Origin of the sequence: Escherichia sp. E2586 (assembly GCF_005781105.1) — a bacterium.
Lineage (GTDB): Bacteria > Pseudomonadota > Gammaproteobacteria > Enterobacterales > Enterobacteriaceae > Escherichia.
Genome location: NZ_VATN01000009.1, coordinates 395,849 through 418,434 on the forward strand (window position 1 = coordinate 395,849; position 22,586 = coordinate 418,434).

The 22,586-nt window shown below is 50.7% G+C and carries 25 protein-coding genes; 8 read left to right on the forward strand and 17 right to left on the reverse strand.

The genetic code is table 11. The annotated features are described in order from the left end of the window. Positions 1-56: 56 nt before the first annotated feature. Complete coding sequence (gene sodC / locus FEK50_RS11840) at positions 57-578, forward strand: superoxide dismutase [Cu-Zn] SodC (RefSeq protein ID WP_130260584.1); 522 nt, start codon at positions 57-59, stop codon at positions 576-578. Here the strand turns inward: sodC and FEK50_RS11845 are convergent, their stop codons facing one another. From FEK50_RS11845 to FEK50_RS11855, 3 genes are read right to left on the reverse strand one after another with little or no spacing between them, the layout of a single operon-like run. Beyond that, complete coding sequence (locus FEK50_RS11845) at positions 579-2,591, reverse strand: FUSC family protein (RefSeq protein ID WP_135524357.1); 2,013 nt, start codon at positions 2,589-2,591, stop codon at positions 579-581. Then, positions 2,591-3,448: an HlyD family secretion protein gene (locus tag FEK50_RS11850; RefSeq protein WP_131161933.1), complete on the reverse strand. Its 858-nt coding sequence runs from the start codon at positions 3,446-3,448 to the stop codon at positions 2,591-2,593. Before FEK50_RS11850 ends, FEK50_RS11845 begins: the two co-directional genes overlap by 1 nt. 2 nt (positions 3,449-3,450) lie before the next feature. Further along, positions 3,451-3,687: a DUF1656 domain-containing protein gene (locus FEK50_RS11855; protein ID WP_130208178.1), complete on the reverse strand. Its 237-nt coding sequence runs from the start codon at positions 3,685-3,687 to the stop codon at positions 3,451-3,453. Between the two features lie 200 nt (positions 3,688-3,887). On the opposite strand from FEK50_RS11855, the gene slyA reads away from it, so the two are divergent. After that, positions 3,888-4,322, forward strand: coding sequence for a transcriptional regulator SlyA (gene slyA, locus FEK50_RS11860; RefSeq protein ID WP_064530079.1), 435 nt, complete (start codon positions 3,888-3,890; stop codon positions 4,320-4,322). A gap of 46 nt (positions 4,323-4,368) precedes the next feature. On the opposite strand, the gene slyB is transcribed toward slyA, so the two are convergent. Further along, positions 4,369-4,836, reverse strand: a complete 468-nt coding sequence (slyB, locus tag FEK50_RS11865) for an outer membrane lipoprotein SlyB (protein ID WP_064530029.1) — start codon at positions 4,834-4,836, stop codon at positions 4,369-4,371. Positions 4,837-5,110: 274 nt separating this feature from the next. Here slyB and anmK point away from each other — a divergent pair, with 274 nt between their 5' ends. The 5 genes from anmK to pdxY all read left to right on the forward strand — a co-directional run bounded on the left by anmK (position 5,111) and on the right by pdxY (position 9,687). Next, positions 5,111-6,232, forward strand: coding sequence for an anhydro-N-acetylmuramic acid kinase (gene anmK / locus FEK50_RS11870; protein ID WP_131161932.1), 1,122 nt, complete (start codon positions 5,111-5,113; stop codon positions 6,230-6,232). Between the two features lie 85 nt (positions 6,233-6,317). Beyond that, the gene (mliC, locus tag FEK50_RS11875; RefSeq protein ID WP_130208174.1) at positions 6,318-6,647 is read left to right on the forward strand and encodes a C-type lysozyme inhibitor; all 330 of its coding nucleotides are present in this window, start codon (positions 6,318-6,320) and stop codon (positions 6,645-6,647) included. Between the two features lie 58 nt (positions 6,648-6,705). Next, complete coding sequence (gene pdxH, locus FEK50_RS11880) at positions 6,706-7,362, forward strand: pyridoxamine 5'-phosphate oxidase (protein WP_064530026.1); 657 nt, start codon at positions 6,706-6,708, stop codon at positions 7,360-7,362. A 128-nt stretch (positions 7,363-7,490) separates the two neighbouring features. After that, entirely contained in the window at positions 7,491-8,765 is a 1,275-nt protein-coding gene (gene tyrS, locus FEK50_RS11885) for a tyrosine--tRNA ligase (RefSeq protein ID WP_131161931.1), read from the forward strand. 61 nt (positions 8,766-8,826) lie between these two features. Next, positions 8,827-9,687, forward strand: a complete 861-nt coding sequence (gene pdxY, locus FEK50_RS11890) for a pyridoxal kinase PdxY (RefSeq protein WP_130208172.1) — start codon at positions 8,827-8,829, stop codon at positions 9,685-9,687. 44 nt (positions 9,688-9,731) lie between these two features. Here pdxY and gstA read toward each other — a convergent pair whose 3' ends face one another. The 12 genes from gstA to blr form a co-directional block, all read right to left on the reverse strand. Next, positions 9,732-10,337: a glutathione transferase GstA gene (gene gstA, locus FEK50_RS11895; protein ID WP_130208170.1), complete on the reverse strand. Its 606-nt coding sequence runs from the start codon at positions 10,335-10,337 to the stop codon at positions 9,732-9,734. 105 nt (positions 10,338-10,442) lie between these two features. Then, positions 10,443-11,945, reverse strand: a complete 1,503-nt coding sequence (gene dtpA / locus FEK50_RS11900; protein WP_064530078.1) for a dipeptide/tripeptide permease DtpA — start codon at positions 11,943-11,945, stop codon at positions 10,443-10,445. 609 nt (positions 11,946-12,554) lie between these two features. After that, complete coding sequence (gene nth / locus FEK50_RS11905) at positions 12,555-13,190, reverse strand: endonuclease III (RefSeq protein ID WP_001030332.1); 636 nt, start codon at positions 13,188-13,190, stop codon at positions 12,555-12,557. Then, on the reverse strand, positions 13,190-13,885 hold the full coding sequence (gene rsxE, locus FEK50_RS11910; RefSeq protein WP_064530022.1) for an electron transport complex subunit RsxE: 696 nt from the start codon (positions 13,883-13,885) through the stop codon (positions 13,190-13,192). Before rsxE ends, nth begins: the two co-directional genes overlap by 1 nt. Positions 13,886-13,888: 3 nt before the next feature. Further along, positions 13,889-14,509, reverse strand: a complete 621-nt coding sequence (gene rsxG, locus FEK50_RS11915) for an electron transport complex subunit RsxG (RefSeq protein WP_131161930.1) — start codon at positions 14,507-14,509, stop codon at positions 13,889-13,891. A 3-nt stretch (positions 14,510-14,512) separates the two neighbouring features. After that, positions 14,513-15,571 carry an electron transport complex subunit RsxD gene (gene rsxD / locus FEK50_RS11920; protein WP_131161929.1) on the reverse strand — a complete coding sequence of 353 codons (1,059 nt, stop codon included), beginning with the start codon at positions 15,569-15,571 and terminating at the stop codon, positions 14,513-14,515. Continuing rightward, positions 15,572-17,794 (reverse strand): electron transport complex subunit RsxC, encoded by a 2,223-nt coding sequence (gene rsxC, locus FEK50_RS11925; RefSeq protein ID WP_131161928.1) that lies wholly within the window; start codon positions 17,792-17,794, stop codon positions 15,572-15,574. It lies immediately after the preceding gene. Next, positions 17,787-18,365, reverse strand: a complete 579-nt coding sequence (gene rsxB, locus FEK50_RS11930; RefSeq protein WP_130209361.1) for an electron transport complex subunit RsxB — start codon at positions 18,363-18,365, stop codon at positions 17,787-17,789. The genes rsxC and rsxB overlap by 8 nt, the downstream gene beginning before the upstream one ends. Then, positions 18,365-18,946 carry an electron transport complex subunit RsxA gene (rsxA, locus tag FEK50_RS11935; RefSeq protein ID WP_000133193.1) on the reverse strand — a complete coding sequence of 194 codons (582 nt, stop codon included), beginning with the start codon at positions 18,944-18,946 and terminating at the stop codon, positions 18,365-18,367. Before rsxA ends, rsxB begins: the two co-directional genes overlap by 1 nt. Positions 18,947-19,022: 76 nt before the next feature. Beyond that, positions 19,023-19,463 carry a DUF2569 domain-containing protein gene (locus tag FEK50_RS11940; protein WP_130209359.1) on the reverse strand — a complete coding sequence of 147 codons (441 nt, stop codon included), beginning with the start codon at positions 19,461-19,463 and terminating at the stop codon, positions 19,023-19,025. Positions 19,464-19,549: 86 nt separating this feature from the next. Continuing rightward, positions 19,550-19,765, reverse strand: coding sequence for a transcription modulator YdgT (ydgT, locus tag FEK50_RS11945; protein ID WP_064530017.1), 216 nt, complete (start codon positions 19,763-19,765; stop codon positions 19,550-19,552). A gap of 272 nt (positions 19,766-20,037) precedes the next feature. Further along, positions 20,038-20,163: a division septum protein Blr gene (gene blr, locus FEK50_RS11950; protein WP_032147885.1), complete on the reverse strand. Its 126-nt coding sequence runs from the start codon at positions 20,161-20,163 to the stop codon at positions 20,038-20,040. A gap of 242 nt (positions 20,164-20,405) precedes the next feature. Here blr and FEK50_RS11955 point away from each other — a divergent pair, with 242 nt between their 5' ends. Then, a complete protein-coding gene (locus FEK50_RS11955; protein WP_064530016.1) occupies positions 20,406-21,446 on the forward strand; it encodes an oxidoreductase in 1,041 nt (346 codons plus the stop codon). Between the two features lie 35 nt (positions 21,447-21,481). Here FEK50_RS11955 and add read toward each other — a convergent pair whose 3' ends face one another. Further along, positions 21,482-22,483: an adenosine deaminase gene (gene add, locus FEK50_RS11960; protein ID WP_130209355.1), complete on the reverse strand. Its 1,002-nt coding sequence runs from the start codon at positions 22,481-22,483 to the stop codon at positions 21,482-21,484. Positions 22,484-22,586 lie beyond the last annotated feature (103 nt).

Sequence of the window (22,586 nt, forward strand, 5' to 3'; positions counted from 1 at the left end):
TCAAATATGTGTCACTGGTTTACACTTAACGGGTATGCACAATGAACGGAGGTCCTATGAAGCGTTTTAGTCTGGCTATCCTGGCGCTGGTTGTTGCGACCGGCGCACAAGCCGCCAGTGAAAAAGTCGAGATGAACCTCGTTACGTCGCAAGGGGTTGGGCAGTCAATAGGTAGCGTAACTATTACTGAAACCGATAAAGGTCTGGAATTTTCACCCGATCTGAAAGCATTACCCCCCGGTGAACATGGCTTCCATATTCATGCCAACGGAAGCTGTCAACCAGCAACGAAAGATGGCAAAGCCGCTGCGGCAGAATCCGCAGGCGGGCATCTTGATCCACAAAAAACCAACAAGCATGAAGGGCCGGAAGGTGCGGGACATTTAGGCGATCTGCCTGCGCTGGTGGTCAATAATGACGGCAAGGCGACCGATGCCGTTATTGCGCCTCGTCTGAAATCACTCGATGAAATCAAAGACAAGGCGCTGATGATCCACGTTGGCGGCGATAATATGTCCGATCAACCTAAACCGCTGGGCGGTGGCGGTGAACGCTATGCCTGTGGTGTTATTAAGTAGTTAAGAGGCCAGCGTACCTTGCGGCGGTGCTTGCTCAAGTTGCGAAAGCGAGCAGTATAGTCGCCAGACAATCGCTGCCAGCTCACGGGCGGCAGGCTGATGATGCCGGGCAAGGCTGTCACAAATCCGCTGTAATTCTTCAAGTGTGGCTGCCAGCGATTTTTGCTGAACGCCACGCTCACTCATCACTCCCCGCAACAGCGAAATACAGTTATCCCGCACTTGTGATAACGGATCAGAACGTGACTCCCACTCGCGTAATTGCCAGACAACATGCGAACAGTTCAGTAGCACCACCCCCCAACGTAATAACCAGCGGCGCGCCAGCGCATCCTGGCTGTTGCTCAACTGACTGACGTGATGATAAGTGAGAGATTCAAATTCGTTCTCGCTGTGTATCGGACGACGGCTGAGTTGATCGACAAAATCCCGGCGCAGGGCGCGAATATGGCGACGGCTTTTGCGGGCATCCGACCCAGGTCGCAGAATGGCAAACGCTAACCACGCCAACGCCACGCCAACGATTTTCGCCAGATTATCATTGAGAAAATCGGCAAAATCATACACCGGCGGGTTGGTGACGGCGATAAACGAGCCCATAAAAACAATCAGTTGCCCCCATAATGCAGCTTGTTTTGGCAATTGTATTTTGAGTAGCTGCATCGTTGCCAGCAGGGGGAAAAGAAACAGCAAAAATTGCCACAGCTCGCTAATTTGGACCATCAGGCCAAATTTAACCACAAAGCTAAAGAACGACAGCAATACCAGTGTGCGCATCAGTAGCGTCAATGACTTAAACGGCGTTGCAACGGCGGAATAAAGGACGCAGCTAATCGCAGCCAGGGTTAAGGCATTGGCTCCGGCATCCCATTGCGAGGCAATACTCCACGCACCAATCAACATCAACGTACAAAATGTCCGCAGCCCGCTCCACATGGCTTCTGCATTATCGGTATGACGTGCCAGCCCGGACGCGCGAGGGAGTCTGGTTTGATCATCTACGCCGCTTTGCAGACGATGTAATTCCTGACTACTTTGCAGATAAAGGCGGCAAAAATAACGTAGTCGCTGCCAGAAGGCGACGTGCCGGTAGTCAGCTGAGTTCGTCGGGCGTAACGGGGCAATAATGCGTGCGACGGTGTAAAAATCCGTTTGCCCGCTGGCGAGGGCCGTTAGCAACTGTTCAAGAATTTCCCGTATAGCACCAGGGGGTGATGGCCAGTTGAGCAACATACGCCGCAAGCTCGAAATGACGCTGGTCATGCGTAACTGCTGGTGGAGTAACGCATTGAGGCGCGCGTTTTGCTGGCGGAAGCGATAGTGGCTCCAGAAAGCCTGGATACGCAGCAAATTCATGGTCAGTATTTGCCCAATCACCCCTTCATGTGCGGTACGAATGGCATCGGTTGTTTCAGGCTGCCAGAGTAAACTGGCATGTTCCAGTAAACGGGCGTGCATGTTTTTCAATGCGGTTAAAAGGGCAGTGGCATCGGAAGTGCTCGGCAGAATCATCATCATCATCCCACCGCAGAGAATACCGACGATCACTTCGCAAACGCGCGCCTGGGCGATGTCCCACAACTGGCTTGCTTCAGTGATATTGACCATCGGGAAGGCGATAATCGCAGCTGTGTAACCCGCCAGTTGAAACGCATAGGCCACGTTATTCGTGAAATGCGCGCAGGCCCAGGTACAAAAACCAAGCCATGCCGACATGCTCAACAGAAAGAACCACGGTTCGTTAAGAGTATGCCCGGCAAGGATTAGCGCCGCGATAGCCCCCAGCAAACTGCCAGCGATGCGCCCCAGGCTTTTGCTGATGACACCGCCAACTGTCGGAAAGCTCACTACCGCGGCTGACGTCATCGCCCAATAGGGCTCGTCCAGATTTAAATAATAAGCAACAGTCAGAGCCAGACACATGGCAAGGGTATTGCGCAACGCATAGCGCCATTGTGCCAGCGTGGCCTTAAACCAGGGCAGGTTACGCAGGGACCATGACCAGGCGTTCATTACTGACCTACTGCGATACTACAGGTCGTGCCGGATACCAGCGTGACATCGCTGGGAACATTATCAAGGGCAAAGCGAACCGGGACGCGCTGGGCGAGGCGAACCCAGGGAACGTTAGGTTTAACGTCTGGAATCAGGCTGGAATCGTTTTCCACACTCTGATCATAAATTGCCCGACCGATACTGGAGACGTGACCCTGTAACGTTTTGTTGTCGCTATAGAGCGTAATGTGTGCTGGCGCACCGTCGCGGATATGCCGCAATTTGGTTTCTTCAAAATAACCAATGACGTAAAACGAGTGACTGTCCACGAGGGCAAACAGCGGTTTTCCTGTGTCAGCGTAGTCGCCGATGCGGGTAGTGAGGTTGGTGACCCATCCGCTGACCGGGGCGCGAATTTCCGTTTGTGCCAATTGCCATTGTGCTTGTTTCAGCGTTGCTTGTGCGGCATCGACACTGGCCTGCATCGCTTTAACATTGAGGTTTGCCGTATCCAGTTCTTCGGCAGAGATAAAATTTTGCGAGAGATGACGGCGGCGGTTGGCCTCATTATTGGCTCTGGCAAGATCAGATTGCGCTTTCGCCAGTTGGGCCTGGGCATTCAGTTCGGCAATCTGGAAGGGTGTTTTATCGATAGTGAACAGAATATCGCCAGCGTTAACCAACTGGTTGTCTTTTATATTCATCGCAACAATACGTCCGGACACTTGTAGGGTGATAGCGACCTGTTCCGCGCGTATTTTGCCATCCCGCGTCCATGGTGATTGCATGTAATAGTTCCAGAGCCACCATCCGGCGAGAACGGCAACTACTGCTACAATTATTGTTGAGAAATACTTAATGGTTTTAATTGACATAGTTACCACGCAATCAATATTGCCAGGGCGGAGCATACGCAGATCGCAAACAGCGACAAATCCATTAACAAGGGATGCCAGATGTCGCCCGCGTAGATCCAGTCGCGAAGCAGGCGGTGCAGGACAAGCCAGACGACGAATCCAAGCGCGAAGGCTTTGAAAAACGGAGGAAAGTAGACGGATGCACCGAACACCAGATCTTGTAGGGGCAATCCTGTTGCACTATGCATAAACTTCACAAAATAGATTCCTTTGAGGCTGAGTTTATTGCTTTAGATTAATAAATATTGTTTATGTGAGAGAAAATTACTCGCTATTTCTGAAAAGCATGTCTGACGGTAAGCAAATGCAGCAATCCATTTGTTTTAGCAATACAATTGCTGCACACTATTCTAAAAGCCGTATAATATCTTAGCAAGCTAATTATAAGGAGATGAAATTGGAATCGCCACTAGGTTCTGATCTGGCACGGTTGGTGCGCATATGGCGTGCTCTGATAGACCATCGCCTGAAACCCCTGGAGTTAACGCAAACCCATTGGGTGACGTTGCATAATATACATCAGTTACCTCCAGACCAGTCGCAAATTCAACTGGCAAAAGCGATCGGCATTGAGCAGCCATCACTGGTTCGTACGTTGGACCAACTGGAAGAAAAAGGGTTAATTTCGCGTCAAACTTGTCCCAGCGATCGGCGGGCCAAACGTATTAAACTGACGGAAAAGGCGGAGCCGCTGATTAGCGAAATGGAAGCTGTTATTAACAAGACCCGGGCGGAAATTTTGGATGGGATTTCAGCAGAGGAACTGGAACAACTGATTAGGCTCATTGCAAAACTTGAGCATAATATTACTGAGTTACAGGCCAAAGGGTGAAATAAAGGGGGCGTGTGGCCAGGTAGCTGACCACACGTCAACTTGTTTAGCGCGGGGAAACCGTCACCTGGCTGCCGTTGCTAGCCAGAACGACACGTTGTCCCGGAGAGAAATGGGTATTGCCCTGTTTCTGTACCACCATGATGGTGTTGCCATCATCTTTACGAATTTCCAGCTCCACACCCTGTGTTTTGTTCATTGCGCTCTGTACGCCCTGACCGGCTACACCACCCGCGACGGCACCTGCTGCGGTAGCCAAAGAGCGTCCAGTACCGCCACCAACGGTATTACCAAGAAAACCACCGAGAACCGCACCGCCAATTGCGCCGATGACGTTGGAATCATCACCGCCCTGAATCTGTACCTGCCGTACGTTCACGATTGTGCCGTAGCTGACATTCTGCACTTGCTTCGCTTCAGAGGCAGTATAAACATCGCCAGATAGGGTATCGTTGTTAACACAACCAACAAGAGAAAGACCTACCATTGATACAACCAGTACGCGTTTAATCATTGAAAAATCTCCTGATTACCATGAAACGCCTCACAAGCATCCCTAATGGTCAAAGTAAACCGCATTAGTATAACCATGATTACATGTTCCACTAAAACATGATTAAATCATAATTAGAGTAGGGTTAACCAAGTATAAACAAAACATTCATATTAGTTATTGATGTGAATATAATCTTTTACTACCAACGATAAAAATCGGCTCTTATGCATGGAATTCGCGAAAGGTTTGTGTTTGAGTGGAACGCAAACATCAGGTTGAAAAAGGATGAACTATGAAATCAGGCCGCTTTATTGGTGTTATGTCAGGTACTAGCCTGGATGGTGTCGATGTTGTGTTAGCGACGATCGATGAACACCGGGTGGCGCAGCTGGCAAGTTTGAGCTGGCCGATTCCCCCATCACTCAAACAGGCGGTGCTGGATATTTGCCAGGGGCAACAGCTTACGCTCTCCCAGTTTGGTCAACTGGATACCCGACTTGGCTGCTTGTTTGCGGATGCCGTTAATGCACTATTAAAAGCAGAAAATTTACAGCCGAAAGATATCGTAGCTATCGGTTGTCATGGCCAGACCGTCTGGCACGAACCCACGGGCGTTGCGCCACATACGCTACAGATTGGTGATAACAATCAAATTGTTGCGCGGACTGGAATTACCGTCGTCGGGGATTTTCGCCGTCGCGATATCGCCTTAGGTGGCCAGGGCGCACCGCTGGTTCCTGCTTTTCATCAGGCATTGCTGGCCCATCCAACTGAGCGGCGAATGGTGCTTAATATTGGTGGTATTGCCAATCTGTCACTACTCATACCAGGGATGCCGGTAGGTGGCTACGATACCGGACCGGGCAACATGCTAATGGACGCATGGATCTGGCGTCAGGTCGGTAAACCTTACGATAAAGACGCTGAGTGGGCGCGGGCGGGTAAGGTTATTCTGCCGCTGCTGCAAAAAATGCTTAGCGATCCCTATTTTTCCCAGCCAGCACCCAAAAGCACCGGGCGCGAATACTTTAACTATGCCTGGCTGGAGCGCCATCTACGCGATTTCCCTGGCCTGGATGCGCGAGATGTCCAGGCAACACTGGCGGAACTTACCGCCGTGACCATTTCTGAACAAGTCTTGTTGAGCGGTGGCTGCGATCGATTGATGGTATGTGGTGGCGGAAGTCGCAATCCGCTGCTCATGGCGAGGCTGGCTGCATTACTGCCCGGTACTGAAGTGACCTCCACCGATGCCGTTGGCATTAGCGGCGATGACATGGAAGCGTTAGCCTTCGCATGGCTTGCCTGGCGAACGCTGGCTGGGCTGCCCGGCAATCTACCTTCCGTTACCGGCGCAAGCGAGGAAACGGTATTGGGCGCTATTTTCCCTGCAAACCCGCGATATCAGAGTTAACTGAATTTTTCTTACTGCGTCTGCCGTTACACTTGGAAGTTGAGGAGGGCGTTTTTGCCCTCCGGACCAGGAAAGTCTTCGGGATATGTTTATGAAAAAACTGTTACTACTTTGTCTGCCGCTATTTCTTACCGGCTGTGGCGCGTTTAATCAACTGGTTGAGCGCATGCAAACTGATACGCTGGAATACCAGTGTGATGAAAAACCGTTGACGGTCAAACTGAATAATCCGCGTCAGGAAGTTAGTTTTGTTTATGATAATCAACTGCTGCACCTTAAACAGGGGATTTCAGCGTCTGGCGCACGTTATACCGACGGTATCTACGTTTTCTGGTCAAAAGGTGATGAGGCGACGGTCTATAAACGTGACCGCATCGTCTTGAATAACTGTCAGTTACAAAATCCGCAGCGTTGAGATTTTTCCAGGGGCGGCGCACAATAGCGTCACCCACTGACAATTTGTAAAGAAAACCATGGCTGATAACGACGAATTGCAGCAAATCGCGCATCTGCGCCGCGAATACACAAAAGGCGGTTTACGCCGCCGCGATCTTCCCGCCGATCCTTTAACCCTTTTTGAACGCTGGCTTTCTCAGGCCTGTGAAGCCAAACTGGCCGATCCTACTGCGATGGTCGTCGCCACCGTTGATGAACATGGTCAACCCTATCAGCGCATTGTTTTACTAAAACATTACGATGAAAAAGGGATGGTGTTTTACACCAACCTCGGCAGCCGTAAAGCACACCAAATCGAAAATAATCCGCGCGTTAGCCTGCTTTTCCCATGGCATACCCTGGAACGGCAGGTGATGGTTATCGGTAAAGCGGAACGTCTTTCGACTCTCGAAGTGATGAAATATTTTCATAGCCGCCCGCGTGATAGCCAGATTGGCGCGTGGGTATCGAAGCAGTCCAGCCGTATTTCTGCGCGTGGGATCCTTGAAAGCAAATTCCTGGAATTGAAGCAGAAGTTTCAGCAGGGCGAAGTGCCGTTGCCGAGCTTTTGGGGCGGTTTTCGCGTCAGCCTTGAACAGATTGAGTTCTGGCAGGGCGGTGAGCATCGGCTGCATGACCGCTTTTTGTACCAGCGTGAAAACGAGGCGTGGAAAATCGATCGCCTCGCACCCTGAAAAGATGCAAAAATCTTGCTTTAATCGCTGGTACTCCTGATTCCGGCACTTTATTCTATGTCTCTTTCGCATCTGGCGAAAAGTCGTGTACCGGCAAAGGTGCAGTCGTTATATACATGGAGATTTTGATGGCAAGCAGTAACTTGATTAAACAATTGCAAGAGCGGGGGCTGGTGGCCCAGGTGACGGACGAAGAAGCGTTAGCAGAGCGACTGGCGCAAGGCCCGATCGCGCTCTATTGCGGCTTCGATCCTACCGCTGACAGCTTGCATTTGGGGCATCTTGTTCCATTGTTATGCCTGAAACGCTTCCAGCAGGCGGGCCACAAGCCGGTTGCGCTGGTAGGCGGCGCCACGGGTCTGATTGGCGACCCGAGCTTCAAAGCTGCCGAGCGTAAGCTGAACACTGAAGAAACTGTTCAGGAGTGGGTGGACAAAATCCGCAAGCAGGTTGCCCCGTTCCTCGATTTCGACTGCGGAGAAAACTCTGCTATCGCAGCGAACAACTATGACTGGTTCGGCAATATGAATGTGCTGACCTTCCTGCGCGATATCGGCAAACACTTCTCCGTTAACCAGATGATCAACAAAGAAGCGGTTAAACAGCGTCTCAACCGTGAAGATCAGGGGATTTCGTTTACCGAGTTTTCCTACAACCTGTTGCAGGGCTATGACTTTGCCTGCCTGAACAAACAGTACGGTGTGGTGCTGCAAATCGGCGGTTCTGACCAGTGGGGTAACATCACCTCTGGTATCGATCTGACCCGTCGTCTGCATCAGAACCAGGTGTTTGGCCTGACCGTTCCTCTTATCACCAAAGCAGACGGCACTAAGTTCGGTAAAACTGAAGGTGGTGCAGTATGGCTGGATCCGAAGAAAACCAGTCCGTACAAGTTCTACCAGTTCTGGATCAATACTGCTGATGCTGACGTTTACCGCTTCCTGAAGTTCTTTACCTTTATGAGCATTGAAGAGATCAATGTCCTCGAAGAAGAAGACAAAAACAGCGGTAAAGCGCCACGCGCTCAGTATGTGCTTGCGGAGCAGGTGACGCGTCTGGTTCACGGTGAAGAAGGTTTGCAAGCTGCGAAACGTATTACCGAGTGCCTGTTCAGCGGTTCTCTGAGTGCGCTGAGTGAAGCGGACTTCGAACAACTGGCGCAGGACGGCGTACCGATGGTAGAGATGGAAAAAGGCGCTGATCTGATGCAGGCGTTGGTTGATTCTGAACTGCAACCTTCCCGTGGTCAGGCGCGTAAAACTATCGCCTCTAATGCCATCACCATTAATGGTGAAAAACAGTCCGATCCAGAATACTTCTTTAAAGAAGAAGATCGTCTGTTTGGTCGTTATACCTTACTTCGTCGCGGCAAAAAGAATTACTGTCTGATTTGCTGGAAATAATGCATTAAGTGGAAAGGGGGGGTGAGAAATCACTCCCCCTGATTTTTATACAGGGAACACGATGAAAAATATTCTCGCTATCCAGTCTCACGTTGTCTATGGTCATGCGGGTAACAGCGCGGCAGAGTTTCCAATGCGCCGCCTGGGCGCGAATGTCTGGCCGCTCAACACCGTTCAATTTTCTAATCACACCCAATACGGCAAATGGACCGGCTGTGTTATGCCGCCCAGCCATTTAACCGAAATTGTGCAAGGCATTGCTGCCATCGATAAGTTGCACACTTGTGATGCTGTATTAAGCGGCTATCTGGGGTCGGCCGAGCAGGGCGAGCATATCCTCGGTATTGTCCGTCAGGTGAAAGCGGCGAACCCGCAGGCGAAATATTTTTGCGATCCGGTAATGGGGCACCCCGAAAAAGGCTGTATCGTTGCGCCAGGTGTGGCGGAGTTCCACGTGCGTCACGGTCTTCCTGCCAGCGATATCATCGCGCCAAATCTGGTTGAGCTGGAAATCCTCTGCGAGCATCCGGTACATAACGTCGAAGATGCGGTTAAAGCTGCGCGCGAACTTATTGCTCAGGGGCCTGAAATCGTACTGGTGAAACATCTGGCGCGTGCCGGTTACAGCACAGAACGTTTTGAAATGCTGCTGGTCACTGCCGATGAAGCATGGCATATCGACCGTCCTCTGGTAGATTTTGGCTCGCGTCAGCCAGTAGGCGTCGGTGATGTGACGAGCGGGTTACTGCTGGTGAAACTACTACAGGGCGCAACGTTGCAGCAGGCGCTGGAGCATGTGACCGCGGCGGTATACGAAATTATGGTAACCACCAAAGCAATGCAGGAATATGAGCTGCAAGTTGTAGCAGCCCAGGATCGTATTGCTAAACCAGAACACTACTTCAGTGCGACGAAGCTCTGAAAAGTGTCTTGTCGGCCCACAGTATCCTGCGGGCCGATAAACCATTACTGCAAGCCTTCTGCAGTTAGCGCGGCTTTTACCGTCGGACGTTCAGCCATACGCTGCATATAGGCGGCAATATGCTCTAAACCTTCCAGATTCAATTTCACCCCATATGCCCAGCGCAGTACAGTAAACAGATAGGCGTCAGCAATAGTAAAACGTTGCCCGCAAATCCAGTGATCCTCTTTCAGCGCATCGTTAACGTACTGCAGTTTTTTCTCCAGCTGTGCGCGTGCAGTCGGTTTGAACTCTTCCGGTGTAGCCGGGTGAAACAGCGGAGTAAAGCCTTTATGCAACTCAGTGGCGATATAGTTCAGCCATTCGATGGTTTTATAGCGAGAAATACTGTTTACCGGAGCCAGTAACTGGCGGTCGGGGACGCTGTCGGCAAGATACTGCATAATGGCCACGCCTTCCGTGAGCAGAGTGCCATCGTCCAGCAGCAGAGCAGGAACCTGCCCTTTAGGATTAATCGCAAAGTAATCATCGCCGTTTTCCAGACGTTTTTTCATTAAATCCACACTGGTGAGCGTAAAGTCCTTTCCGCTCTCACGCAGGATGATATGGGAAGCAAGAGAGCAGGCGCCCGGTTTGTAGAACAGTTTCATCGGTAACTCCTTTTGGCTGTGGTTTAAAGTATGGTAGTGCGTTGCTGAACAAAAAAAAAGCCGCTAACGAAAAGTTAGCGGCTTGTAAAAGAGTTTCCCTGAAATTTACGCTACGGCAGCTTTCGCCGCTTTATCAGCAGCATCGTCCTGAGTCATACGATGCAGTTTCGGCGCGGTCAGCAGCATCAGCACTGCAATAACAGCAGTAGCAACACCAATCTGTAAGAATACGCGGCCATATACTTCCAGCGACATCAGCGGATCGGTTACGTTATCCGGTACAGCCATCATACCCGCAACATAACCACCAATCAGGTTTGCACCGGCAGTGGTCAGGAACCAGCTACCCATAATAAAGCCCATCAGACGCTGTGGAACGAGCTGAGCAACCATTGCCAGACCCAGACCGGAGATCATCAGTTCACCGATACTCTGCAGGCCATAGCTTGCGACCAGCCAGCTTACAGACACGATACCGGCGTCAGAGGCGAATTTCGCGCCCAGTGGCAGGATCAGGAACGCGCCAGAACACATCACCATACCGATAGCAAACTTAGTCGGCATCGGCAGGGTATCGCCCATCTTGTTATAGATAGCGGCGAGAATCGGGCTACCAATGATGATCCAGAACGGGTTCAGTGCCTGATACTGTTCAGGTTCTACTGCCAGGCCCAGAATGGTGTGCTCAACGTTACGGATTGCAAAGAAGTTCAGAGACGTCGGCATCTGGCTGTACAGCACGAAGAAGATGATTGCTTCAAGCATCAGGATGAAAGCAACGATCATTTTACGACGTGCAGCACCTTTCATTGCAAAGGCTTCTTTACCGAAGATAACCACGATACCGAAGGCAACAACGCCCAGCGCCATACGCGCAACGTCCTGGTTGTGCAGCAGCCAGGTGGCAATAGCAATCAGCGCGACAACACCAATAATGGTTAACAGCAGATTGCGGTAGTTGATCGGCTCGAAGTCAGGTTTTGAACCGTACTGCTTAACCCAGCGTTGGCAAAAGGCGAAGTTAACGATGGTGATCAACAGACCAACTACGCTAAGGGCGAATGCGACGCTCCAGCCATACTTGGCTGCTAACCACGGCGTTGCAATCATAGAGAAGAATGAACCGATGTTGACGGACATGTAGTACATGGTGAATGCACCGTCCAGACGTGGATCGTTTTTCTCGTAGCAAGTTGACAGCAGTGAAGACGGGTTGGCTTTAAACAGGCCGTTACCGACCGCAATTGCCGCCATACCCATATAGACGATACCGGCATCGTGACCAGACCAGGCAACCAGCGCATAGCCAATCGCCAGCACAATAGCACCAAGCATAATGACGCGTTTTGTACCCAGTACTTTATCGCCTAACCAACCACCAATAGCGACAAGACCATAAACCAGGGCGCTAAAGGAAGAGAAAAGTGTGATTGAATCCGCTTCGGACATACCCAGTTGTTTAACCAGGTAAACAGCCATAATTCCTTGTAGGCCGTAATAACCAAAGCGTTCCCATAACTCGATCGAGAAGATGAGATAGAACGCCTTCGGTTGTTTGAAAGCGTTCAAACTAACGCTTTCTGTTGGTTTTTGGTTTGCAGTGGACACTTTTACCTCTTTTTTTACATCCCATATTAACGGGGGTGCTTTCTCGCGTGATGTCTAATAAACATACGCGCAATTGTTATAGTGGGAGGGGAAACGGCAGGTAATGTTCACTATCTTGCACTTTCAGACAAGTCCTTTGTAATAATCTGTTACATATAACTGGCATGGAGAAATCATCGGCCCATTGAAATGTTATCCAGCGTTAAATTTTTCAAAAAACGCAACGGCAGATTTTTTCACTACCAGAAGAGGGGGAATACTGATATTTGGCGATATGTTCTACTGTAAGGTGTTTTATGTAGTGAGATAGTCCATTATCTGAAAAATAGACAGTGTAATGTTTTGTAGGTTTATGCCCTGGTTGAATCAATGCCTTGTCAAATTTAACTTAAATAGAGCAAAATTTTTACATCATGACATCAATGTGATCTTGATCACGAATAGATAGAAAATTTCGCTATTAAAAAAACAATTAACCTGCATTTTTGGTTATTCACAAACGGATTGCCTGACAATGATGCCGCGAGGCGGCATCATTGACGTTAACAAGATGTTTTATAAGAGGATGAGAAATAGTTATCAATGGGATAACGATGTTACCCCTTTTCGTCAGATGTCAACTTTCTCTTTGTATTCACAAAGATCTTCAATAATGCAGGAGCCACAGCGAGGCTTGCGGGCAATACAGGTGTAACGCCCGTGGAGGATTAACCAGTGGTGGCAATCGACTTTGAATTCTGCCGGAACCACTTTGAGTAGTTTTTCTTCAACCTGTTCGACATTTTTCCCCGGTGCAAATTGGGTGCGATTACAGACGCGGAAAATGTGCGTATCTACAGCAATGGTCGGCCAACCGAAAGCAGTATTCAATACCACGTTTGCTGTTTTACGCCCTACACCGGGCAGGGCTTCCAGCGCAGCGCGATCTTCCGGAACTTCGCCATTATGCTGTTCGAGCAAAATACGGCAGGTTTTGATGATATTTTCTGCTTTGCTGTTATATAGCCCAATGGTTTTGATATACGTTTTAACCCCATCAACGCCCAGTTCGAGCATTGCGGCAGGTGTATTGGCCACCGGGTAAAGCTTTGCCGTCGCCTTATTGACGCTGACATCGGTCGCCTGAGCGGAAAGCAGTACAGCAATCAGCAATTCAAAAGGCGAACTGAAATTAAGTTCGGTTGTAGGATGAGGGTTGTTCTCACGCAGGCGAGTGAGGATCTCCAGTCGTTTTGCTTTGTTCATCAGACATTCCCTGTTTCACCGTTTGGCAACTCGCGTGTAGCAGCTGCTTCAGCACGGCGCTTTTTCATTCTTTCATCAATCAGATATTTTCCCGCCAGCATCAGCCCCAGACCAATGAATGCGCCTGGCGGTAACATTGCTAACAGGAAGGGAGAATCGGTATGGAAGATCTCTACCCGCAGTACTTTGGCCCAGCTACCTAACAGCGCATCGGCACCGTCAAACAATGTTCCGTTGCCGATGATTTCGCGTAGTGAACCCAGTACGAACATGGCGCAGGTTGCGCCCATGCCTATCGAAAAACCATCAAGTGCGGAGAGCGCCGGACCTTTTTTTGCGGCGAAAGCTTCCGCACGGCCAACAACGATACAGTTAGTGACAATCAGAGGAATAAAAATCCCTAACGATTGATACAGGCCAAAGGCGTATGCGTTAATCAGCATTTGTACGGCGCTGACCACCGAGGCGATGATCATCACGTAAATCGGGATTCGGATTTCGGCTGGCGTCCAGTGACGCAGCGTCGAGATGGTCAGGTTGGTGAGAGTCAACACCAGCGTTGTCGCAAGCCCTAAACCCAGTGCGTTGGTGGCAGTGGAAGTGACCGCCAGCAGCGGACAGAGGCCAAGTAACTGGACCAGTGCGGAGTTGTTCTTCCATAACCCCTGAACAATAACGTCTTTAATTTCGCTCACGGTTTATTCTCCACAGGCAGGAAGTTGAGAAAGTTGTGCTGGCAACGTTTGGGCAAACAATCCGGCGCGTTTTACCGCATTCACCACCGCGCGAGGCGTAATGGTCGCTCCGGTGAACTGGTCGAAATCACCACCATCTTTCTTCACTGCCCAGTGAGCGTCATCCGCGCCGCTGATATTTTTACCCGCGAAATGGGTGATCCAGTCAGAAAGGCGCAGTTCGATTTTGTCGCCAAGCCCCGGTGTTTCGTGATGTTCTGTCACGCGGGTGCCAAGTACCGTGCCGTTAAAATCGGCCCCAACCAACAACTGAATCGCACCGGAATAACCATCTGGTGCGGTTGCCTCCAGAACGGCAGCTACTGGTTTATCATCCTTTTTCGCGATGTAAATCCGATGCTCGCCTTTTCCTAACTCAGACGCAGTCACTATATAGCAACTTTGGGCCAGCTCGTTGTTATAGCGATCGGCTGGTAACACCTGATCAAATAACGCTTTTTGTTGCAGGCTAGCCTGTTCAGCAATCGTGGCTTTGGTCATCTGGTTGATGGCAGCCGTTAAACCTGTTGAACCAGCGGCGAACAGCGCCAGCGTAATACCGTGTTTTCGGATAGTCTTCAGCATGGTTTATCCTTTGCGATGGCCGTATACGCGTGGACGCGTGTAGTAATCGATCAGAGGAACCGTGATGTTCGCCAGCAGGACAGCAAAGGCAACGCCGTCAGGATAGCCGCCGAAACTGCGGATCAGCCAGACTAATAATCCCGCCAGCGCACCGAAAATCAGACGACCACGATTGGTGGTAGACGCGGTGACTGGATCGGTCAGAATAAAGAATGCACCGAGCATGGTCGCGCCAGACAGCAGATGAATCTGCGGTGAAGCTAGTGTTTCCGGAGAGAACAACCAACCCAGCGTTGCGCACAGGGCCAGTGTCACTAAGAAACTGACGGGGATATGCCAACGAATCGCTTTCTGCCATAGCAGCCACACGCCACCAACCAGCCATGCGAGGTTTACCCATTGCCAGCCAGCGCCCGCGAGAACACCGCTGTAAATTGGATACTGCATAATCTGTTCAACCGAATGACCGGCGCGTACAGATGTTTTGAATGTATCCAGCGGTGTCGCCTGGCTAATGCCATCGATACCTAAGCGAAGTGTGTTCATATCACCACCACTGGCGGTATGACTGCTGAAGATAATCTGTACAGCGTCAATGAATCCAGGGATATTGACCGCAATCTCATGCGGCGGCAACCAGCTGGTCATCTGTACCGGGAAGGAGATCAGTAATACCACATAACCAATCATTGCCGGGTTAAACGGATTTTGCCCCAGACCGCCATACAGCTGTTTAGCGATGATTACGGCAAACACCGTGCCGAGTACCACCATCCACCACGGCGCAAGAGGCGGGATACTTACCGCCAGTAATAAGCCCGTTAGCAATGCTGAGTTATCTTTTAAGGTTCCAGCTACAGATTGCTTGCGCAGTTTGAGTACGAGGGCTTCGGCTAAGAGTGCACTGACCGAGGCCAACAGGAGTTGAACGAGAGTACCCCAGCCAAAAAACCACAGTTGCGCAGCGATACCAGGGACGGTTGCGACCAGTACCAGCAGCATTATGCGCGATGTCTGGCGCTGGTTATGGGTATAAGGGGAGCTAGCTATTCTGAATACCATTTAGTCCTCGTTTACAACCTTTTGCTGAGCGGCTTTTTTTGCCTGAACCCGGGCGATAGCCGCGGCAACTGCAGCCTTGCGCGGATCAACCTGTTCTTCCTGCTCTCCGTTGGCCTGCAGCTGTTCCAGCTTGCGCGCTTTAGCGCGGGCGATAGCAGCTTCAACGGCAGCCTTGCGCGGATCAACCTGTTCCTGCGGTTCTTCGTTAGCAGGCTGCTGTTCCAGCTTGCGCGCTTTGGCGCGGGCGATAGCAGCTTCAACGGCAGCCTTGCGCGGATCAACCTGTTCCTGCGGTTCTTCGTTAGCAGGCTGCTGTTCCAGCTTGCGCGCTTTGGCGCGGGCGATAGCGGCTTCAACGGCAGCTTTACGCGGATCAACCTGTTCCTGCGGTTCTTCGTTAGCAGGCTGTTGCTCCTGCTTGCGAGCTTTAGCACGGGCGATAGCCGCTTCGACGGCAGCTTTACGCGGGTCAACCTGTTCCTGCGGCTCTTCGTTAGCAGGCTGTTGCTCCTGCTTGCGTGCTTTGGCGCGAGCAATTGCGGCTTCCACTGCCGCTTTCCGCGGATCGGCAACGGTTGCGGCTTCGTTAGTCTGTTGCAACTCAGCCTGTTTCGCTCTGGCTTGCGCTTTACGCGCTTCCCGTGCCGCAATAATCGCGCTGTTATCCGGGCGTTCGCCTGCTTTTATCACAATAGGCTGTGTGGCCTGGGCCTGTTTTTCTTTTACGCGTGCCAGTGCGGCAGCAATCGCATCTTTGTCTTTGGCCGCAGGTTGAACCGCCGCGTTCTTGTGTCGTTCAAGACGTGCGGCTTTTTCACGTTCCAGACGTGCCTGACGAGCTTCAAAGCGCGCTTTTGCTTCGGCTGCGCGTTTTTCTTCCTGACGAATGGCGGCAATCTCGGCTTTTTCCTGACGGAAATATTGCACAAGAGGGATATTGCTTGGGCAAACCCACGCACAGGCCCCGCATTCAATACAATCGGCAATATTATGTGTGGTGGCTTTATCGTGCTGCTGGCCTTTGCTGAACCAGTACAATTGTTGCGGCAGGAGATCTGCAGGGCAGGCATCAGCACAGGCGCTACAACGGATGCAGCTTTGTTCTTCCTGTGGTTCGCCAAGTTCATTGGCAGACGGTGCCAGTAAACAGTTGGTGATTTTTACGACCGGAACATCCAGCCACGGCAAGGTAAAACCCATTAGCGGGCCGCCCATAATCACCATTTGATCGGCAGAAGGGCAGAATCCTGCATCGTTCAATAAATGACGAACCGGCGTACCCAGTCGTGCCCAGACGTTGCCGGGGCGTGCAATTGCTTCGCCAGTCAGCGTCACGACACGCTCGGTAATCGGCTCGCCATCAATAACGGCTCGTTTCACTGCGTAAGCCGTGCCGACGTTTTGCATTAACACGCCGATATCTGATGAACGACCGCCGTGTGGAACCTGCTTTCCGGTCAGGATGTAGGTTAACTGTTTGGCGCCGCCAGAGGGATATTTGGTCGGAATAACTCGCAGAGAAATATCGTGAGAATCCGCCAACACTGCACGCAGCATGGAAATTGCCTGCGGTTTGTTATCTTCAATTCCGATCAGAATTTCGCGTGGCTGTAGAATATGCCCAAGAATGCGAATACCTTCTACGACCTGGGCGGCGCAATCCTGCATCAAACGGTCATCGGCGGTAATGTATGGCTCGCATTCTGCGGCATTAATGATCAACGTTTCGATTTTATCGCCGCCGCCCTGCAATTTAACGCCAGTAGGGAAGCCAGCACCACCCAGTCCGGCGACGCCAAATTGCTGAATGCGTTCGATTAATTCTTCCCTAGTGCGTGAGCGATAATCGGTCCAACCGTCACGTGGGATCCAGCAATCTTCCCCATCGGCATCAATAATCACGCTTAATTCAGCTAACGCTGAAGGATGAGCCGTAGAGTGGGGCGCAATAGCCGTAACGGTGCCAGACGTTGGTGCGTGAACCGGTAGCATTTTGCCGCGTCCACGGGTGAGTGGCTGTCCGCGCAGTACCTTATCACCAACGTTAACGCACAGCTCGCCTTCAGCACCAATATGCTGTTTCAGTGGAATAACAAATCGCTGCGCCAGCGGAACCTGGCGTAGGGGAGTACCGTTGGACTGAGTTTTCATCTCCGGTGGATGAATACCGCCATCGAAGTCCCAGATTTTATTTTTTTTGAAAGCAGAGAATAACTTAAGCATGGTGTTCCACGGGAATGATGCGCACGGGAATGGTGTTCAGATCCCATTTCCAGCTGTCTGGCGTTTCTGCAACCGGTTGTAAGGAGATGCAATGCGTTGGGCATGGGTCTACACACAGATTACAACCTGTGCACAGATCGCTCATGACGGTATGCATTGCTCGGGTAGCGCCGACAATGGCGTCCACCGGACACGCCTGAATACACTTAGTGCAGCCGATACAGTTATTTTCATCGATAACCGCTACCATACGCGCAGGCGTCAACTCTTGCGCTTCGCCATCCAGCGGCTGTGGTTCGACGTTGAGCAACTCGGCAATTTTCAGCATTACAGCTTCGCCACCAGGGGCGCAGCGGTTGATTTTTTCACCGTTGCAACTGATAGCCTCCGCATACGGGCGACAGCCAGGATAACCGCATTGACCACACTGGCTCTGCGGTAAAATTTCGTCAATTTTCTCAACGACCGGATCGTCTTCCACCGCAAAACGGCGGGAGGCATAACCCAGAATGGCGCCAAACGCCAGGCCCAGCAGGCTGATGGCGGCAACGGCAATCCAGATAGCATTCATTACAACTTCACCAAACCACTAAAGCCCATAAAGGCCAGAGACATAAGACCTGCGGTAATCAGCGCAATGGCATTACCACGAAAAGGTGCCGGGACATCAGCCACAGCCAGGCGCTCGCGGATGGCTGCGAAAAGCACCATCACCAACGAGAAGCCGACAGCTGCTGAAAAACCGTACAGCGCCGACTGCAAGAAATTATGCCCGAGATTAATATTCAGCAACGCGACACCAAGCACCGCACAGTTGGTGGTAATAAGCGGCAGAAAAATCCCCAGCAGACGATAAAGCACCGGGCTGGTTTTACGCACCACCATCTCGGTGAACTGCACCACTACAGCGATCACTAAAATAAACGCTAACGTGCGCAGGTAAATCAGGTTGAGTGGAATCAAGATCCACGTGTCGATAAGCCAGGCGCAGATTGACGCCAGCGTCATCACAAATGTTGTTGCCAGCCCCATCCCCATTGCAGTTTCCAGCTTTTTGGAAACGCCCATAAACGGACAGAGGCCCAGAAACTTAACCAGTACAAAGTTATTGACCAGTACAGTTCCGACAAACAGTAACAGGTAGTCAGTCATTTTTCGGCCTGAAATAAAAAAGCCGCCTATTATCCGTTAATCCAGAGCAGGCGACAACAGGTTAACTGTAAGGTTATTACGGATTCACAAACGTCGCTTTGACCCGCAACGAGCGTTTGAAATAGGGGACTATCAATGCGGTTGCCAGCAAAGTGAACAACAACTGGCGCACGGCTACGCCATCTGCAACTGGCGAAAAAGCGAAGGTTTTAACAGCCAGTAATACGGAGATCAGTAGCCAGATAATATAGTGTTTAGGAACACAACGCCGACGTTTAAAGAAAGCGATGGTCAACCACAAAGTGTAATACCACATGGCGATGGCGGTAATAAAAGAAACGCCCCATAAGATTTGCGTTGTCAGTGCTTGTTCGCCGATCGTTTTATATGTTTGAGGAGAAGATAACGCTGCGGTATACAGTAACAGCGTCAGCGTCGTACTCAATAGAGCGACTAACAGCCAGGCCAAAGGGCCAAGCAACCAGCCTCCAATACGTTGTGGCGTTGTGGTGGTCATAGGTTCTCCAGAATAGCGACAGCAAACAGGCAAATCTAATTTTAGGGGCGTTATTATAAGGTTTTTATTATCAATCGCTACTTTCTTTATTGGACATAATGCCAGACGGACTTCGGCACCTGGCCCAGGTCAAACAAACGCCCGCCAGACACCAGCTCTGCGCGGCGGTGATCGGCGGCGCGATACATGTTGATAAGGTCCTGATCGTCCGTCAGTGTGTAATTAAGATGATCGTAGAGTTTTTCCAGGCTTTCGAGTGAACTGATTTTGCGAAATTTTAATAAGTAGTCCTGAACAGTCATAAAAGGCCCATAAAATAATTAATACCAAAGTGGTAGGTATTATATGTAATGATAAAACTTCACCAAAAGTGAACGCTTATGTAATAACAATAATAAGAATGTGCTGATGGTAAATATTCAGGGATGAAATACTGTCCTGAAAAGAGTAACGCGCTTTACTATCCCTGCCAATCGCCGACAACACACCACAAGATAATAAATTCCTGGTTTAATACCCGACAAGTTAAAACATGCATCCGGACGGGCTGCATGCTGTTCTGCAAGTGCAGGTATTACTTATGTTGTACTGGTGTACTCTGTTCTGGCGGCTGGTAGTTGTCAATGTGACTCGCCACGCCAAGGAGAATGACAGAAACGACAAGAACGATCCAACCTGTTAATTCAATAAGACGATTCATTACTGCCCACATCTATGTTGAGTGATCCATTAACTTCAGGGGGTAAATGTTACTTAGCAATAATTGCCCCAGCAAGATTTTTGCTGAGGTTTTTGCGATATTTAGCTTTTATCATTAGAAAATTCGCCATTTCTTTGACTTAAGTTAAATAACATCCCTTATTGCGGGCTGGTTATTAAACTGTTGAGAGAGGGTAAAGGATAGTGTCAAATAGCGATCGTACTTCTCTGAGAGGCAATGACATGAGCGACAACATCCGTGTTGGGTTGATTGGGTATGGTTATGCGAGCAAAACCTTCCATGCGCCCCTGATTGCGGGCACGCCCGGACTAGAACTGGCAGTAATTTCCAGCAGTGACGAAACAAAAGTAAAAGCCGACTGGCCAACAGTGACGGTTGTCTCTGAACCAAAGCATCTTTTTAATGATCCCAACATAGACTTGATTGTCATTCCCACACCAAATGATACCCATTTCCCGTTAGCCAAAGCGGCGCTTGAAGCGGGTAAACATGTGGTCGTCGACAAGCCTTTTACCGTGACACTGTCACAAGCTCGAGAACTGGATGCGTTGGCAAAAAGTCTGGGTCGCGTATTGTCGGTGTTTCATAATCGTCGCTGGGATAGCGATTTTTTGACACTAAAAGGTTTGCTCGCGGAAGGCTCGCTGGGTGAAGTTGCGTACTTTGAGTCTCATTTTGACCGCTTTCGGCCGCAGGTGCGCGATCGCTGGCGTGAACAGGGCGGCCCTGGCAGCGGTATCTGGTACGATTTGGCACCGCATTTGCTCGATCAAGCTATTACGCTTTTTGGCTTACCCGTCAGTATGACGGTGGATTTAGCACAGTTGCGCCCAGGGGCGCAGTCGACTGATTATTTCCACGCCATTTTGTCCTACCCACAGCGGCGGGTCATTTTACACGGCACCATGTTGGCGGCAGCTGAGTCAGCACGTTATATCGTGCATGGCTCCCGTGGCAGCTATGTTAAATACGGCCTCGATCCGCAGGAAGAGCGGTTGAAAAATGGTGAGCGTCTGCCGCAGGAAGACTGGGGCTACGATATGCGTGACGGTGTACTAACCCGTGTTGAAGGCGAGGAACGTGTTGAAGAAACGCTGTTGACCGTGCCGGGGAATTATCCGGCTTACTATGCTGCCATTCGTGATGCGTTGAATGGCGACGGTGAAAACCCGGTGCCAGCAAGTCAGGCCATTCAGGTAATGGAGTTGATTGAGCTGGGCATCGAGTCCGCCAAACATCGCTCGACTTTGTGCCTTGCTTGAAAAGGGGATGGTGCAATTAGCACCATCCATTTTTGTTACTTCGCTGCGACTGTTTCTCGCAGTGCGCGTTTTTCCTCTGCGCTGAGGAAAGCCATTTCCAGACCATTAATCTGCGCCTGGCGGATTTGCTCGCGAGATAAACCTGCAGCGGGCGCGGCAACGGTATATTCGTGAATGATATCGACGCCCTGAACACCCGGGTCGTCGGTGTTAATACTGGCGCAGATACCATGCTCAAGGAACGTTTTCAGCGGATGTGCCGCCAGAGATGCCACGGTACTGGTCTGAATATTGGAGGTCAGGCAGGATTCTATGCCAATTTGTTGCTCGGCGAGGAAATCCATCAGCGCCCGATCTTCAATGGCTTTTACGCCATGCCCAATGCGTTCAGCTCCCAGCTCACGAATGGCTTGCCAGATACTTTCTGCCCCGGCAGCTTCGCCTGCATGGACGGTAATATGCCAGCCTGCATCACGCGCGTGGTTGAAGTGAGAGAGGAACAAACTCCCCGGAAAACCAAGTTCATCACCGGCTAAATCCAGTGCGGTAATCTGATCACGGTGGGCTAAAAATGCCTCCAGCTCTTGCTGGCAGGCAGCTTCGCCAAAGGTCCGGCTCATAATGCCGATAAGTTTCGCCTGCACACCAAAGGTGCGGCAACCGTCACGTACGCCGTCAATAACGGCTTCGACAACGCCCGCAACAGGCAACTGATGCGTCATTGCCATATAACCTGGCGAAAAACGCAGTTCGACATAGTGCAGGCCGTTTCGGGCAGCATCTTCAATATTTTCAAACGCCACGCGACGGCATGCGTCGAGCGAGGCGAGAACTTTAACGCCCCAGTCAAGCTTAGTCAGAAAACTCACCAGATCGGGTTCGTTGGCAATGACCTGAACGTGTGGAATTAGCGTTTCCAGGGATTGTGCAGGTAGCGAGATATTATACTGGCGGCCAAGTTCAAGGATGGTCTGGGGACGAATGTTGCCATCAAGGTGGCGATGGATATCAGTTAATGGCAGGGTGGTATCAATCATGGTCGCACTCTTTTTCTGGATATAAAAGTGCGCACCATTATAAAAACAAAGCAGGGTAAAAATCTACGATTGCGCAACGATTATTTGCGTTGCGCAATCGTAA

Coding starts and splice junctions, on each gene's coding strand:
- sodC (WP_130260584.1), top strand. CDS start 57: ATGAAGCGTTTTAGTCTGGCTATCCTGGCGCTGGTTGTTGCGACCGGC.
- FEK50_RS11845 (WP_135524357.1), bottom strand. CDS start 2,591: ATGAACGCCTGGTCATGGTCCCTGCGTAACCTGCCCTGGTTTAAGGCC.
- FEK50_RS11850 (WP_131161933.1), bottom strand. CDS start 3,448: ATGTCAATTAAAACCATTAAGTATTTCTCAACAATAATTGTAGCAGTA.
- slyB (WP_064530029.1), bottom strand. CDS start 4,836: ATGATTAAACGCGTACTGGTTGTATCAATGGTAGGTCTTTCTCTTGTT.
- anmK (WP_131161932.1), top strand. CDS start 5,111: ATGAAATCAGGCCGCTTTATTGGTGTTATGTCAGGTACTAGCCTGGAT.
- mliC (WP_130208174.1), top strand. CDS start 6,318: ATGTTTATGAAAAAACTGTTACTACTTTGTCTGCCGCTATTTCTTACC.
- pdxH (WP_064530026.1), top strand. CDS start 6,706: ATGGCTGATAACGACGAATTGCAGCAAATCGCGCATCTGCGCCGCGAA.
- tyrS (WP_131161931.1), top strand. CDS start 7,491: ATGGCAAGCAGTAACTTGATTAAACAATTGCAAGAGCGGGGGCTGGTG.
- pdxY (WP_130208172.1), top strand. CDS start 8,827: ATGAAAAATATTCTCGCTATCCAGTCTCACGTTGTCTATGGTCATGCG.
- gstA (WP_130208170.1), bottom strand. CDS start 10,337: ATGAAACTGTTCTACAAACCGGGCGCCTGCTCTCTTGCTTCCCATATC.
- nth (WP_001030332.1), bottom strand. CDS start 13,190: ATGAACAAAGCAAAACGACTGGAGATCCTCACTCGCCTGCGTGAGAAC.
- rsxG (WP_131161930.1), bottom strand. CDS start 14,509: ATGCTGAAGACTATCCGAAAACACGGTATTACGCTGGCGCTGTTCGCC.
- rsxD (WP_131161929.1), bottom strand. CDS start 15,571: ATGGTATTCAGAATAGCTAGCTCCCCTTATACCCATAACCAGCGCCAG.
- rsxC (WP_131161928.1), bottom strand. CDS start 17,794: ATGCTTAAGTTATTCTCTGCTTTCAAAAAAAATAAAATCTGGGACTTC.
- rsxB (WP_130209361.1), bottom strand. CDS start 18,365: ATGAATGCTATCTGGATTGCCGTTGCCGCCATCAGCCTGCTGGGCCTG.
- rsxA (WP_000133193.1), bottom strand. CDS start 18,946: ATGACTGACTACCTGTTACTGTTTGTCGGAACTGTACTGGTCAATAAC.
- FEK50_RS11940 (WP_130209359.1), bottom strand. CDS start 19,463: ATGACCACCACAACGCCACAACGTATTGGAGGCTGGTTGCTTGGCCCT.
- ydgT (WP_064530017.1), bottom strand. CDS start 19,765: ATGACTGTTCAGGACTACTTATTAAAATTTCGCAAAATCAGTTCACTC.
- blr (WP_032147885.1), bottom strand. CDS start 20,163: ATGAATCGTCTTATTGAATTAACAGGTTGGATCGTTCTTGTCGTTTCT.
- FEK50_RS11955 (WP_064530016.1), top strand. CDS start 20,406: ATGAGCGACAACATCCGTGTTGGGTTGATTGGGTATGGTTATGCGAGC.
- add (WP_130209355.1), bottom strand. CDS start 22,483: ATGATTGATACCACCCTGCCATTAACTGATATCCATCGCCACCTTGAT.